Origin of the sequence: Dermacoccus sp. SAI-028 (assembly GCF_004346775.1) — a bacterium.
GTDB lineage: Bacteria > Actinomycetota > Actinomycetes > Actinomycetales > Dermatophilaceae > Dermacoccus > Dermacoccus nishinomiyaensis.
On sequence record NZ_SMFS01000001.1, the window covers coordinates 2,307,062 to 2,321,186 of the forward strand.

The window sequence follows — 14,125 nt, forward strand, 5'->3', positions numbered from 1 at the left end:
GAAGTCAGATCCCTTTCAGTTGGCCGCGGCCAGCTCGGCAGCCTTGCGGGCTGCGCCGTCCATGGTGTCCACGACCGTCACGAGCGGGTGGTTGAAGTCGGAGAGGATCGCACGGCCCTCTTCGACGTTGTTGCCGTCGAGGCGCACGACGAGCGGCTTCGTCGCCGCGTCGCCGAGCTTCTTCAGGGCGCCGACGATGCCGTTGGCGACGGCGTCGCACGCCGTGATGCCACCGAAGACGTTGACGAAGACGCTCTTGACCTGCTCGTCGTTCAGGATGACGTCGAGACCGTTGGCCATGACCTCCGCCGAGGCGCCGCCACCGATGTCGAGGAAGTTGGCGGGCTTGGCCTTGCCGCCGGTGAAGTCCTCACCGGCGTAGGCGACGACGTCGAGCGTGCTCATGACGAGGCCGGCACCGTTGCCGATGATGCCGACGTTGCCGTCGAGCTTCACGTAGTTGAGGTCGAGCGCCTTGGCCTTGGCCTCCAGCGGGTCGGCCGCGGCCTTGTCCTCGAGAGCCTCGTGGTCGGGGTGACGGAAGCCGGCGTTCTCGTCGAGCGTCACCTTGCCGTCGAGCGCAATGATGTCGCCATCCTCGGTCTTGACGAGCGGGTTCACCTCGACCAGCGTCGCGTCCTCGTCGCGGTAGGTCTCCCACAGCTTGACGAGAACGGGCGCGACCTTCGCGGCCGTCTCGTCGTCGAACCCGGCGGCCTTGACGATCTCGTCAGCCTTCGCGCCGTCGATGCCGACGTTCGGGTCGACCTCGATGCGCGCGAGTGCCTCGGGACGCTCGACGGCGAGCTGCTCGATCTCGACGCCGCCCTCCTTCGAGCACATCGCGAGGTAGCTGCGGTTCGCTCGGTCGAGCAGGATCGAGAAGTAGTACTCCTCGGCGATCTTGGCGCCCTGGGCGATCATCACGGTGCCCACGGTGTGGCCCTTGATGTCCATGCCCAGGATGTCCTTGGCGTACTGCTCGGCCTCGTCAGCCGACTTGGCTACCTTGACGCCGCCGGCCTTGCCGCGACCACCGGTCTTGACCTGGGCCTTGACGACGGTGACACCGCCCGACTTCGCACCGATCTGCTCGGCGGCTGCCTTGGCTTCTTCCGGGGTGGTGGCCGTCTGGCCGGCCAGCACCGGAACGCCGTGCGCCTCGAACATGTCGCGCGCCTGGTACTCGAAGAGATCCACGCGAATCCATCCTCATCGTTGAAAGGAGTGTTCCTCTTGTGACTTTAACGCGCTTTGCCGTGCGGGGGTAACCAGGGGTTCGCGCCGGTGCTCTCAGGCGTGTGCGGACGCCGCGTCCCCGACGTTCTCGCGCACCCACGCGACGACCTCGTGCGTCGGCGCACCGGGCGTGAAGATGCGCGCGACACCCATGTCGAGCAGCGGCTTGATGTCGCCCTCGGGGATGATTCCGCCACCGAAGACGACGACGTCGTCGATGCCCTGCTCGCGCAGCAACGTCATCAGGCGCTCGAACTGCGTCATGTGCGAACCGGACAGGATCGACAGGCCGATCGCGTCGGCGTCCTCCTGCACCGCAGCCGTGACGATCTGCTCCGGCGTCTGGTGCAGGCCCGTGTAGATGACCTCCATGCCGGCGTCGCGCAACGCCCGCGCGATGACCTTCGCACCACGGTCGTGGCCGTCGAGGCCCGGCTTCGCGACGACGACGCGGAGTCGATCGGAGCCGTTCGTGGCGGCATTCGTAGGGGTGGCGTTCGTGGCAGGCGCGTGCTGGACCATGACTCAATCCTCTCGGGCGGTTACTCGCACTGTAACGCCCGCCACACCCTCCGCTCAGTTGATGATCCTCAACTCATGCGTGTCACAGCTTCGTGACGGGCGCGTAGCGCAGGAGCAGGCGCTTGGGTGGGCCGTCGCCGAAGTCGATGTGAGCCATCGCTCGGTCGCCCTGACCCTCGACGCGCACGACGGTGCCGAGGCCGAAGCTGTCGTGCGTCACCTTGTCGCCGGCGTCGAGGTTCGGGATCTCGCGCATGCCGCGGCCGACGGCGGAGTTCTTCGTGGTCGAGAACGAACCGGCCCCGGAGCTGCGACCGCTCGACGACATCCGCGCCACCGGCGCGGAGCCGCGCCCGATGACGGGGCCGTCATCGTCGTGCCTGCTGCCACCCGAGCCGTAGGGCGAACCGCCCCCGCTGCCGAACGCGGCGTACCCGCGCGGCTGGGACGACGCGAACGCCGTGGCCTCGCGCTCCCAGTGGACGAACTCCTCCGGGATCTCGCCGAGGAAGCGCGACGGCGGGTTGTACTGCGGCGCACCCCACGCGCTGCGCACGGCAGCGCGTGACAGGTGCAGGCGCTCGCGCGCCCGGGTGATGCCGACGTAGGCGAGGCGCCGCTCCTCCTCGAGCTCCTTCGTGTCGCCGAGAGCGCGCATGTGTGGGAACGTGCCGTCCTCCATGCCGGTGAGGAATACGACCGGAAACTCGAGGCCCTTCGCGGTGTGCAACGTCATGAGGGTGACGACGCCCTGATCTTCGGCGTCCTTCGGTATCTCGTCCGCGTCGGCCACGAGGGAGACCTGCTCGAGGAAGTCCTCGAGCGTCGCGCCCGGGTAGTTGTCGTCGAACTCGTTGGCGACGGCGACGAGCTCGGCGAGGTTCTCGATGCGCGTCTCGTCCTGAGGATCCTTGCTCGTGCGCAGCTCCTTCAGATACCCCGTGCGCTCGAGGATCGCCTCGATGAGGGGGCCGACGCCGCTACCGGACTCGCGCGTCTGCCGCAGGCTCTCGAGGATCTCGGTGAAGCCCTTGACGGCGCTCACCGACCGCGTCGCGATGCCCGGTGCCTCGTCGGCCCGCGCGAGCGCCTCGATGAACGTGATGCGCTCCCGCTCCGCGAGCGCGCCGAGGCATGCCTCGGCGCGGTCACCGATGCCGCGCTTCGGCGTGTTGAGGATGCGGCGCAGGTTGACGGTGTCGGCCGGGTTCGAGATGACGCGCAGGTACGCGAGCGCGTCCTTGATCTCCTTGCGCTCGTAGAACCGCGTGCCACCGACGACCTTGTACGGCAGGCCGACGCGGACGAACACCTCTTCGAGCGCGCGCGATTGCGCGTTCGTCCGGTAGAACACCGCGACGTCCTTGGGCTTGACGCCGTGATCGTCGCCGAGCTTGTCGATCGTGCGCGCGACGAACGCGGCCTCGTCATGCTCGGAATCGGCGACGTACCCGACGATCTTCTCGCCGTCGCCCTGATCGGACCACAGGTTCTTCTTGCGACGCTCCGGGTTGCGCTCGATGACGGAGTTCGCCGCGCCGAGGATGTTCTGCGTCGAACGGTAGTTCTGCTCGAGCAGGATCGTCGTCGCGTTCGGGTAGTCCTCCTCGAACTCGACGATGTTGCGGATCGTCGCCCCACGGAAGGCGTAGATCGACTGATCGGCGTCACCGACGACGCACAGGTCGGCCATGGGTACCGCGCTCGTGGCGCGCGAATCGCCCTCGGCGTCCTGGCTCGCCATGCCGCCCGAGGCGTGCTCCCCGCCGGCGAGCTCGCGCACGAGGACGTACTGCGCGTGGTTCGTGTCCTGGTATTCGTCGACGAGGATGTGCCGGAAGCGGCGCCGGTAGTGCTCGGCCACCTGCGGGAACGCCTGCAGGATGGTGACGGTCGTCATGATGATGTCGTCGAAGTCAAGCGCGTTCGCCTGCCGCAGGCGCTGCTGGTAGAGACGGTAGGCCTCGGCGACCTTGCGCTCCTGATCCGTCTCGGCGCGCTTCGCGGCCTCCTCGGCGTCGATCAGCTCGTTCTTCAGGTTGCTCACCTGGAAACTGAACGACTTCGGCGGGTAGCGCTTCGGATCGAGGTCGAGATCGCGCGTCACCATCGCCATGAGGCGCTGACTGTCGGCCGCGTCGTAGATCGAGAACGTCGAGCGCAACCCCACATGCTTGGCTTCACGGCGCAGGATGCGCACGCACGCGGAGTGGAACGTGCTCACCCACATCGCGTTCGCCGCACCCCCGACGAGCTGCTCCACGCGCTCACGCATCTCGGCGGCCGCCTTGTTCGTGAAGGTGATCGCGAGGATCTGGCCGGGCTGCGCGCCACGCGCCGCCATCAGGTAGGCGATGCGATGCGTCAGCACGCGCGTCTTGCCCGAACCGGCGCCCGCGACGATGAGCAACGGCGTCCCGAAGTGCTCGACGGCCTGCGCCTGCTGCGGGTTCATGCCCTCGAGCAGGCTCGCAGGATCGGCCTCGAAACGTCGCGTGCCGCGCCCCGAATCGGGGCTACCCCAGTGCGATCCGCGACCCAGCATCGGCGCGTCGTCGCCCCATGTGCCGGCGTCGGCGGGGGCCTCGTCGGGCGGCGGTTCCTGCAGGGCCCACAACGGGATGCCGGACGCGTCGACCGCCCCCGGATCGACCGCGGCGGCCCCGGGAGCCTCCGTGCTCGGGGTACGCGACGGCGACGCGCCGGTACCGCTCCTGGAGGAGGGACGGGAGGCGTCGGCAGCGGTCAGCGGAAGGTCGTCGAAGAGGCCACTCATGATGAGGCCAGTCTAGGAGTGAGAAGCGACAACCGCTCAGTCGACGAGCGCGGCGGCCGCGCGGCCGAGGACGGCTGCGGGCATCGGGCTCGAGGCGGCAGGGGCGGGCGGCATCGTCGCCTACCCTTGGGGCGTGGATGTTCAGGCGATTCTCGATGCGATTCCGGCCCCGGCCGTCTACGTTCTGACCGGTCTCATCATCCTGCTCGAGAGCGTCGGCATCCCCCTGCCCGGCGAGATCATGCTCGTCACCGCGTCGCTGTTCGCCTCAGGGCCGCACCCGCACGTCAGCATCCACCTCGTCGCACTGGCCGCCATCCTCGGCGCCGTCATCGGCGACTCGATCGGCTACTACGTCGGTCGACACTTCGGTGAGCGCCTGTTCGCGTGGCTCGGCACACGCTTCCCCCATCACGTCAACGACGAGACGATCGGGTACGCCAAGCACGCCTTCCACACCCACGGCATCTGGGCGGTGTTCTTCGGACGCTTCGTCGCGCTGCTGCGCATCTTCGCCGGCCCGCTCGCCGGCTCGCTGCACATGAAGTATGCGCGCTTCCTGGCCGCCAACGTGCTCGGCGCCATCTGCTGGGCCGGCGGCACCGCCTACGGCGTCCACTTCCTCGGCAAGATCGCCGAGAAGTGGATGAAGAACTTCTCCTACATCGGGCTCGGCGCCGCCGTCGTCCTCGGCATCGTGTTGACGACGGTCGCCCGCAAGCGCATCAGCGCCAACGTCGCCGAGTACGCCGAACGCAAGCGCGCCGCCGGTGAAGAGATCAACCCCGCCGATCCGCGCGCGGTGAGCTGACGGACGCTCACCCGAGCATGGCTGGAGCGACGAACGCCTACCCTTGTGGCATGTCCACGCTCAACGAAATCCTCCTGCTCGTCCACCTGCTCGGCATGGCCGCCATCGTCGGTGGCTTCCTCGCTGTCCTCAAGGCGCCGCGCGCCATCCCCGCGATGGTGTGGGGCGCGCGCCTGCAGCTGCTCAGCGGGCTCGCGATGGTCGGCGTCGCCGAGTCGCAGCACTGGTCGCTCGACCACACGTGGGTCGCGGTGAAGCTCGTCATCGCCCTCATCGTCGCAGGTCTGCTCGAAGTCTCCTCGTCGAAGGAGAAGAAGGGCGACAGCGCCGCGCCGCTCGTCCAGGCCGCCGCTGCGCTCGCCGTCATCAACGTCATCGTCGCGATCTTCTGGCACTGACCGACCACCCCGCATGACGAGCGGGTGCGACGACGCATGAGGCGTCGACGCACCCGCTTCGTCGTCGGTGGCCACGCCCCGTCGACGCATCCGGTCGCCGGGCTCGGCTCGTGGGTGGCTCGGCGTCAACCTGAGGAGCCGAGCACCTGCCGCACCGATTCGAGCGCCCAGGGAGCCATGCCGCCGCTCGGGTAGCCGTCGGAGGTGGGGTCGACCACGTCGGCCGCCGCGAACCACGCCGCGTGCTGCGTCGAGCCCCCGACGTCGTGGACGGTGGGTTCGCTGGGCTCGTCGCAGCGGGCCGAGTAGATGAGGCGGACGGCGTGGAAGTCCTCGACCATCCCCTCCCTGCCATCGCCGACGCGGTGCGAGGACGAGACGTCCCACAACCGCGCGTCGCTGATGCGCTGCCCGGCCTCCTCCCAGACCTCGCGCGCGGCGGCCGCCTCGGGCGCCTCGCCGGCCTCGACCCCGCCCCCGGGCAGGATCCACAGCCCCGGACGCCCCGTCTCGCGCGACAGCTGCGTCAGCAGCACGCCCCTCTCGCTCGTCACGACCGCGTACGCAGCCAGGCGTTGGCGCACCAGATCGACCGGGCCGGCGGCGCGCGCGACACCCGCGAGGCGATGATGAGCCGCATGCATGCGCGCGACCTCGAACGTCAGCTCGACGCCGTCATGCACGAGTGTCGCCGTGCGTAGGGCGACCGGTTTGAACCCCGCGTCGCGCACCTGACGCCGCGGCGCGATGCCCTGCGCCAACCGGGCACGCAGCACCTCGCGACCGTCCTCCAGACCCCGCACGAAGATCGGGATGTCGGGGACGCCGTCGCCCTTCATCGCGCCGCTCGCAGTGCCGCGGCCCGTGCGTACTCGGCCTCGGCGAGACGGACGACCTGATCCCACGTCTGCGCCGGGCGATGCGTGCGGTTGTACTCGGCCATCGTCCGGCGCAGGTCGGTGTCGAGAGCGAGGCGGATGATGGCCTGCGCGAGGTCGTCGTCATCGCCCGCGAGCAGCCCGTTGACGCCCGAGGTGACAAACTCCGAGACGCCGCTCGTCGACGGCGCGACGACGGGCAGCCCTGACGAGCGCGCCTCGAGCGCCGCGATGCCGAACGACTCGAGCCGCGCCGGCGCGACGTACAGGTCTGAGGCGCGGTAGCGGTCGTGCAGTTGCGCGCGCGTCATGCGTCCTGGCAAGGAGACCCACTCGTGGGCGTCGGCGAGGTCGACGGCGCGCACGAGCTTCGGGCGCAGGTCGCCCTCCCCCGCGATCTCGAGCCGGACGTTCGGTGCCTCGCGGTGCACCGCCTTCATCACCGAGAAGAACTCGAGCGGACGCTTGCGCGTGGCCAGCCGCATCGCCGAGATGACACGCACCTCGTCGCCCGTGCGCGGCTCGCCGGGCGTCCACGCGTCGGCGTCGATGCCGTTCGGCAGCACGACGACCTCGTGGCCGCGGCCGGCCATGTCGCGGATCGGGCGCGCCGCGACCTGCGAGACCGCCGACAACGCAGCGCCGCCCTTGGCCCAGCGGCGTACGAAACCGAGCGGCTTGAGCAGCGGACCGGCCCACGCCATGACGGAGTGCCACGTCACCGCCGTCGGCAGGCCCAGATCGAGGGCGAGGCGGACGGCGTCGAAGGAGAACACGCTGATGACGCCGATGTGCGCGTGGACGACGTCGAAACCGCCGTTCGACAGCGCCAGGCGAAGCTGCGAGACGGCCATCGGATTGAGCGCGACATCGTGCGGCAACCCGAGCGAAAACCGATGCACCGGGATGCCGTCGACGATCTCGAGGCCGCTGTGCTGCTCACGGTGAGCCGGGGTGACGGTGTACGCAACGACCTCGTGCCCCTGCGCCACCAGGCGCTGCGCGAGGTCGTGCACCTGCACCTCGATGCCGCCCAGACGCGGCAGATAGCAGTCGGACACGAGGGCGATCTTCACGGCACGAGTCTTTCATGCGAGAGGATGAAGACGATGATCACCACCCCAGACGGCCAGCCGCGACGCACCCTCGTCGCATTCCATGCCCACCCCGACGACGAGGCGCTGCTCACCTCCGGCACCATGGCGAAGGCCGCGGCGCAGGGGCATCACGTCGTCCTCGTCGTGGCGACGGACGGCGCGCTCGGCCTCGCCGGGTCGGAATACGGCACGGCTGACGAGCTCGCGGCGCGACGTTGGGACGAAGTATCGGCCAGCGCCCGCGGGCTCGGCGTCGCCCGGCTCGAGACGCTCGGCTACGCCGATTCGGGCATGGGCCCGCAGGTGTTTCCCGACCCGCCGGGCAAGCGGCGCTTCGTCACGGTGCCCGTCGAGGAAGCAGCCGAGGCGCTCGCCGTCATCCTGCGCGAGGAGGACGCCGACGTCCTGCTCACCTACGACGCGGCCGGCGGCTACGGACACCGCGACCACGTGCGCGTCCATGAGGTCGGCGCGCGCGCGGCTGAGCTGGCGGGCACGCCGCGCGTACTCGAGGCGACGGTGCCCCGCGACCTGCTCGTGCGCGCGCTGCACCTCGTGGCGCGTTTCTACCGTTTCCCCGACGACTTCGACATGGCCGGCTTCGAACGCGCCTACTCGGCCCGCAAGGACATCACTCATCGCGTCAACGTCCTCCGTCAAGCGGGCGCGAAGCGAGCGTCGATGGCGGCGCACGCGTCACAGGCGAGTGCTGACGGTGACGCCGACCGCACCCTCGCCGCGTTCCTGCGCATCCCGCGGCCGCTGTACGACATCGTCTTCGGACGCGAATGGTTCCGCGACCCCGCCCACGTCGGCCCCGTCAGCCACGACATCTTCGCGGGGCTGACCGAGCACGAGGACCGCGCCGAGTGAGTTCGCCCTCGTCGTCCCGTCAGCCCGGGAGCACCTCGCCTGACGCCTCGTCCGGCCATGGATCCCGTTCCGAGGATTCACCTCTGTCGCCCGCGATGCCGCGTCCCAACGCGTGGCAGAGCGCGCAGGCCGTCATCGGCATCGGCCTGGCCGCGGCGATCCTGTACTGGGGCGTGCCGTGGTTCGGCGAGACGACATGGCCCGAGATCGGGCGGCATCTGCAACTGCTCGGGTGGGTGAGCAGCCTCGAACTGTTCGCGCTCGTCGCGTTCGGGCTGTGGCTCTACACCTTCGCGCTGACCGGCTCCATACCCGGGCTGGGGCACGTCAAGGCGCTCATCGTCAACGTCGCGGGGTCCGCGGCCGGCAACCTCCTGCCCGGCGGTGGCGCGGCCGGCGTCGCCGCGACCTACCTGATGCTGCGCTCCTGGGGGTTTCAGGCCGCAGCGATCTCGACGTCGGTCATCGTCACCGGCGTGTGGAACCTCGTGGCGCGCCTCGCGATGCCGCTGCTCGGCGTCGCGCTGCTCAGCTCGACGGACGCCCTGCCGAAGGGAGTGCGTCGCGGCGCGCTGACCGGCGGAATCGTCGGGCTCGTCATCATCGCCGCGTTCGTCGGTGTGCTGCTCTCCCCCGGTCTGACGCAGCGGTTCGGCGCGTGGCTCGATCGCCGCGTCGGTGGACGTGTGCGACGTCGCCGGCCCGGTTTCGAGATCGAGGCCACGCTCGTCGATCAACGACGCCGTCTGGCGGGCGTGACGGCGCACGGGTGGGCGCCGATGACGGTGGGCGTCGTCGGGTACCTCGCCGTCTATTTCGTGCTGTTCTGGCGGACGATGGAGGCGGTCGGCGTCGACATGCCCCTGAGCAAGTTGTTCGCGGCATACGCCGTCGGGCGCCTGCTGACGACCGTCGGCGTGACGCCAGGCGGCCTCGGCGTGACGGAGGCCGGCACCCTCGCCGTCCTCGTCGCATGGGGCGCTGACAAACCCGCCGCAGCTGCGGGCGTCCTCGTCTTCGCCTTGTTCACACACCTGCTCGAGGTGCCTCTTGGCGCACTGGGCTGGCTGGCGTGGTGGCTCATGCCGAAGCAAGCCGTCCTCGATGCCGCGACGTCGCCCAGGTCGTCATCGCCGACCTGATATGACCAAGAATCGCGAATGTGGACAGGATTCGCGGTTGCGTCAGGGCCCCACCCCACCTGCGATTCTCGACCTCATTCGCGAATCTCGTCGGCCTTCACGGCTGAGGTACACCCGACGTGGCGGGGTCAGTTCTTCTTCGTCAGACGTGCGACCTGGCGGGCGCGGGCTTCGTCGGCGAGGTGGTCGTCGATCTCGCCCGGCTCGAACGGACGGCCCGTCGCGCGCTCGGCGGCGACGGCGATGAGGAAGTCCGCGAGCTTCGGGTTCGACGGCAGGATCGGGCCGTGCAGATACGACCCGATGACGTTGCGCGTGCGCGCGCCCTCCTTGCCGTCCTCGCCGTTGTTGCCAAAACCGGAACGCACGTCACCGAACGCACGCTGGCCGTCGCCGAGCACCGTCGAACCCGAGTGATTCTCGTACCCGACGACGTCGCCGAACTCGGTCGACAGCACGACGGGCCCGATCATGCGCTTCGCGTTGCCCTGCGTCGTGACGTCGAGGATGCCGAGACCGGGCAGCGTTTCGCCCTCGACGGTGCGGAACGCCTTGCCGAACAACTGGTACATGCCGCAGATCATGAGCATCGGGACGCCGTCCTCAGCCATGCTGACGAGGCGCGGGCCGATGCGTTCGAGATCGGCCTCGACACGCGCCTGCCCCGAATCCTGGCCGCCACCGCCAACGACGAGGTGGATGCCGTCGGGCAGTTCGTCGCCGGGGTTGTGGCTCACGACGTTCGGTTCGTAACCGTGCCAGCGCAGGCGTGCCTCGAGGCAGCGCGTGTTGCCGAGGTCGCCGTAGATCGACATCTCCCGCGGGTACAGGTGCACGAGCGTGACGCGGCCCTTGCTCGGGCCACTCGGATCGCCCAGTGTCGTCGGGACGACATCCATCGCCGCCGGGTCCTCGTTGACCCGCGCCTGTACCTCACCCGACGTCGACGAGTCGGCTCGCACAGCATCCGTCGGCACCCCGCCCATCGCCGCGGGGTCGTCGTCGATCCGAGGGGCAGCCGTCGGCTGGGGGTTCGTCTGCTCGCTCATTCGGCGGCGTCCTCTCCGAAGTCGGGCAGGTCGTAGCGCTCGGCGAGCGTGCGACGCAGCGTCATCATGGCGGTGTACGTGCAGAAGATGCGCTTCGGTTCGTCGGCGTGCTCGGCGAGGAACCGATCAAGAGCGGCGTGCAGGTCGGGTTCGACCGCGCGCACCTCGACGCCGTCATAGGCGAGCCGCAGGGCCATGTCATAGGCGCGCACCCCACTCGTCAGTTCGACGCCGCGCTCGCGCAGCGACGCGAAGTTGACGTCGTAGAGCCATGAGACGTCGCGTCCGTCGGCGTAGTTGTCGTTGATCGCGACCATGCTCGCGACCGGCCGGCCCCCGTACGTCGACAGCGCGACGGTGAATCCGGCCGGGTTCTTGACGAGCACGAGCTCGAGTTCGGTGCCGTCGGCGTCGATCACCTCTCCGCGCCCGAACGGCGGCTGCACGGCTTCGAGTGCCGTCACCGCCGTCTCACCGCGGAACGCGTGGCCGAGCAGGCGGCGCGCCATCGACGTCGCCGCGGTCGCGTTGATCATCGCGGCCAGACCGTGCTGACGCATCTGCATAGGCCCCACGTTGCCGCTGCCGTCGGCACGGTCGGCGAACGTCACGAGGAAGCGACGTTCGTCGAGCGGCTTGAGCAGACCGTCACCCGGGCCGACGAGCGGCGCGACGAAGTCGTCGTCGCTGCGCACGTCCTGCTCCATGAGCTCGCCGAGGCGGTCGGCGATCGTCTCGTCGACACCGAAGTACGACACCTCGACGCCATCGGCCAGGCGCCCCGCGATGCGCGCGACGAACGAGTCGTCGCGGTTGAGGACGACGCCCTGCGTGGTCTGTTCCGCCAGCTGTGCGAGCAGTTTCGCCGTGTAGTCGATCTCGGCGAATCGGTCGAGCTGGTCGCGTGCGACGTTGAGTAGCAGCGCATGCGTGGGCTTGACGACCTTCGCGAAGTGCAGCGAGTGCGCCTCGTCCAGCTCGAGCACCGCGATGTCGGCGTCGAGACCACCCTTGAGGGAGATCTCTCCGAGCACCGACGAGATGACGCCACGCGTGAAGTTCGAGCCCGTCGGGTTCGTGAACACGCGCAGACCATGCGCGCGCAGCAGCGCGACGAGCATCTTCGTCGTCGTCGTCTTGCCGTTCGTGCCGGTGACGACGACGATGCCCTGCGGCAGTCCCGCGAGCGCCTGGGAGAGGAAACGCGGATCGATCTTCTCGACGACGAGACCGGGCAGGGCGCTTCCGCCCCCACGCAGCCTCGTCGCGATTCGCGCGGACTTGCCCGCGAGCACGGCAGCAGCAGTTCTCAACACCCGGCCAGCCTAGTGCGTGGTCCGCGCGACCTCCCGGACGGCACGCGCGGCGGAGGCGACGATCATCGTGACGCCCAGCGGGACGGCGACGAGTTCGAGCACAGCCGCGCCCACCCACCACGCACCGAAAGCGTTGACGTCCGTGCCCCACCCGAGGAACGTGACGACGACCCACGCGGCGCCCGCAGCCGCCGCGAGCACGTCGTGGGGCGCCGGGCGGGGCCAGGCACCCAACGTGCCACCCGAGGCCGGCCGGCTGACGGTGGCGCCACCGGGGTGCGCTGGGGTGCGGCGCTCCCCGCGCTGTCCAAGGCGGACGCCGGCGTCTTCCTCAGCATCGACACCTTCGTCAGGGATCGCCAGGTCGCCCAAGAACGGGTGCGGCCCACCCCCACCGCCTCGAGGCGCCAGCAGCAGATGCGCAACGCCCAGCCAGGCCGCGACGACGGCGATCGCGGCGACGACGTCGCCCAGCGCGTGCCAGTACGCCGCAATGACGCCGAGACACCCCAGCGTTCCCCAGGCTCCGGCGCCGACGAGCGCCGCACGCCGCCATCGCGGGGGCGTGAGGAGGACGACGGCGGCAGCGCTCGTCAGCGCGAGCGTGGCGTGCCCACTGGGCAGCGTCGCGACCTCAGGCGTGAGCGCCCGGGCGAGCAGCAACTTGGCCGCCTGCGTGCTCAGATTGGCGCCGGCGATGACGAGCAGAGCGGCGGCGGCGCGCGGGGGCGTCACGGCCCATGCGCCGCCGCGGCGCAGCAGCGAAACCGGGAGCGCCACGACCGCCACGACAGCGACCACGAGCGCCCCGCGCGGTACCCACCCGACGCAGGCCGCGATCGTCTCGAACGTGCGGCCCGTACCACTCAACGCGTGCATGCCGTCCCGGGCCCTGCTGACCCCGCCCGGGAGATCACGCGCCATCGCCACGATGCCGACCACGACGGCTGCGAGCAGCATCATGAACGCGGCCGGCACGAAGCGCCGACCCCACGACCGCACCGCGTCGCGCGTCACACGGGCCACCATGGTCTGCTCGAGACCTCAGCCGACGGCGTCGTCGGCGGCGGCGCTGATCCACGCCAGCGTGAGCGCCGCCGTCACGGCGATGCTCACCAGGGAGACGAACGCCAGGACGAGCGAGACGTCGTGATCGAGCGGACGCACCCCGAGCGCGACGAAGATGAGGCCGACGCCGATGCTGCCCGCCAGGCTGAGCACGGGTCGCACCGCGTACGACGTGTCGCGCGGATGACGGCCGTGCTGGACGCGCTGCACGACGCCCAGCGCGATCGCTGCGAGGAACGTGGTCAGCAGAAAGGCCGCGATGACGTCGGCGGGCCGGTGCCAGTGTCCGACGAGCGTGCCCGCGCCGACGAACGTCACCCCGAAGCCGGCGAACGGCAGCAGCCATCGCCTGGCGCCCACGGGCGCGACGATGAGGGCAGCCGTGGCGATGCTCATCGCTACCGTCGAGTGCCCACTTGGCAACGAGTTCGACCACCAGTGTGGTTGCGTGGGCCAATAGGCCTTGAACAGCTGCGTCGTCACGTTCGCCACAGAGACGACGCAGACGGCCGCCGCCGCGAGAGCGAAACGGCGTCGCACGAGTGCGATCACGACGAACGCGAGCAGGAACGCGCCTGTGCTCGCGATCGTGATGTACGTCAGGGGGTCGACGATGTGCGCCCAGGCTCGCGCGCTGGAACCGGTGCTCAGGCGCGCGCGTTCGTCCCACATCTGGCCGCGTGCCGTTCGCGTGAACACCCACAGCACCAGAAGGAACCCGGTGAGCGATACGAGCGCCATGGTCGTCACCGAGCAGACGAGACGGCGCACGGACTCCGGGATGTCGCCGGCCGGCTCGGCGTCGTCGCCAGCCCGTGTCGCGCCCACGAGGTCATCGGCGCTCATCGCGCACCACCGCCGGGGCGTGCCGACCCGACGGGCCGATCGTCCTGACCGCGTCGAGGACCACCGGGATGCGACGACGGCGCAACCGTGCGGGCTGCGCCGTCGTCGTG

The 14,125-nt window shown here is 69.9% G+C and carries 13 protein-coding genes; 4 read left to right on the plus strand and 9 right to left on the minus strand.

What is annotated here, in order from left to right; genetic code table 11:
- Positions 1–15: 15 nt before the first annotated feature.
- From sucC to pcrA, 3 genes are all read right to left on the minus strand, one after another.
- The gene (sucC, locus tag EDC82_RS10505; RefSeq protein ID WP_006945596.1) at positions 16–1,200 is read right to left on the minus strand and encodes an ADP-forming succinate--CoA ligase subunit beta; all 1,185 of its coding nucleotides are present in this window, start codon (positions 1,198–1,200) and stop codon (positions 16–18) included.
- Between the two features lie 93 nt (positions 1,201–1,293).
- Complete coding sequence (locus EDC82_RS10510; RefSeq protein WP_006945578.1) at positions 1,294–1,761, minus strand: cobalamin B12-binding domain-containing protein; 468 nt, start codon at positions 1,759–1,761, stop codon at positions 1,294–1,296.
- Between the two features lie 82 nt (positions 1,762–1,843).
- Entirely contained in the window at positions 1,844–4,537 is a 2,694-nt protein-coding gene (pcrA, locus tag EDC82_RS10515) for a DNA helicase PcrA (RefSeq protein ID WP_006945592.1), read from the minus strand.
- A gap of 133 nt (positions 4,538–4,670) precedes the next feature.
- Between pcrA and EDC82_RS10520 the strand changes: the two genes are divergently transcribed.
- A complete protein-coding gene (locus EDC82_RS10520; protein ID WP_006945586.1) occupies positions 4,671–5,348 on the plus strand; it encodes a DedA family protein in 678 nt (225 codons plus the stop codon).
- Between the two features lie 50 nt (positions 5,349–5,398).
- Positions 5,399–5,746, plus strand: a complete 348-nt coding sequence (locus EDC82_RS10525; protein WP_006945590.1) for a hypothetical protein — start codon at positions 5,399–5,401, stop codon at positions 5,744–5,746.
- Positions 5,747–5,871: 125 nt separating this feature from the next.
- On the opposite strand, the gene EDC82_RS10530 is transcribed toward EDC82_RS10525, so the two are convergent.
- Together EDC82_RS10530 and EDC82_RS10535 are read right to left on the minus strand one after the other, a co-directional pair.
- Positions 5,872–6,585, minus strand: coding sequence for an NUDIX hydrolase (locus tag EDC82_RS10530; protein ID WP_006945591.1), 714 nt, complete (start codon positions 6,583–6,585; stop codon positions 5,872–5,874).
- The gene (locus EDC82_RS10535; RefSeq protein WP_006945566.1) at positions 6,582–7,700 is read right to left on the minus strand and encodes a glycosyltransferase family 4 protein; all 1,119 of its coding nucleotides are present in this window, start codon (positions 7,698–7,700) and stop codon (positions 6,582–6,584) included. Before EDC82_RS10535 ends, EDC82_RS10530 begins: the two co-directional genes overlap by 4 nt.
- 24 nt (positions 7,701–7,724) lie before the next feature.
- Between EDC82_RS10535 and EDC82_RS10540 the strand changes: the two genes are divergently transcribed.
- Together EDC82_RS10540 and EDC82_RS10545 are read left to right on the plus strand one after the other, a co-directional pair.
- Positions 7,725–8,594, plus strand: a complete 870-nt coding sequence (locus EDC82_RS10540) for a PIG-L deacetylase family protein (protein WP_062257915.1) — start codon at positions 7,725–7,727, stop codon at positions 8,592–8,594.
- A gap of 95 nt (positions 8,595–8,689) precedes the next feature.
- On the plus strand, positions 8,690–9,736 hold the full coding sequence (locus EDC82_RS10545; RefSeq protein ID WP_231729523.1) for a lysylphosphatidylglycerol synthase transmembrane domain-containing protein: 1,047 nt from the start codon (positions 8,690–8,692) through the stop codon (positions 9,734–9,736).
- 128 nt (positions 9,737–9,864) lie between these two features.
- Here EDC82_RS10545 and EDC82_RS10550 read toward each other — a convergent pair whose 3' ends face one another.
- From EDC82_RS10550 to EDC82_RS10565, 4 genes are read right to left on the minus strand one after another with little or no spacing between them, the layout of a single operon-like run.
- Positions 9,865–10,785 carry a type 1 glutamine amidotransferase gene (locus EDC82_RS10550; RefSeq protein ID WP_082740758.1) on the minus strand — a complete coding sequence of 307 codons (921 nt, stop codon included), beginning with the start codon at positions 10,783–10,785 and terminating at the stop codon, positions 9,865–9,867.
- Positions 10,782–12,101: a Mur ligase family protein gene (locus EDC82_RS10555; RefSeq protein WP_062257911.1), complete on the minus strand. Its 1,320-nt coding sequence runs from the start codon at positions 12,099–12,101 to the stop codon at positions 10,782–10,784. The genes EDC82_RS10550 and EDC82_RS10555 overlap by 4 nt, the downstream gene beginning before the upstream one ends.
- Positions 12,102–12,110: 9 nt before the next feature.
- A complete protein-coding gene (locus tag EDC82_RS10560; protein WP_156444965.1) occupies positions 12,111–13,118 on the minus strand; it encodes a phosphatase PAP2 family protein in 1,008 nt (335 codons plus the stop codon).
- Between the two features lie 27 nt (positions 13,119–13,145).
- Positions 13,146–14,015: a phosphatase PAP2 family protein gene (locus EDC82_RS10565; RefSeq protein WP_062257908.1), complete on the minus strand. Its 870-nt coding sequence runs from the start codon at positions 14,013–14,015 to the stop codon at positions 13,146–13,148.
- Positions 14,016–14,125 lie beyond the last annotated feature (110 nt).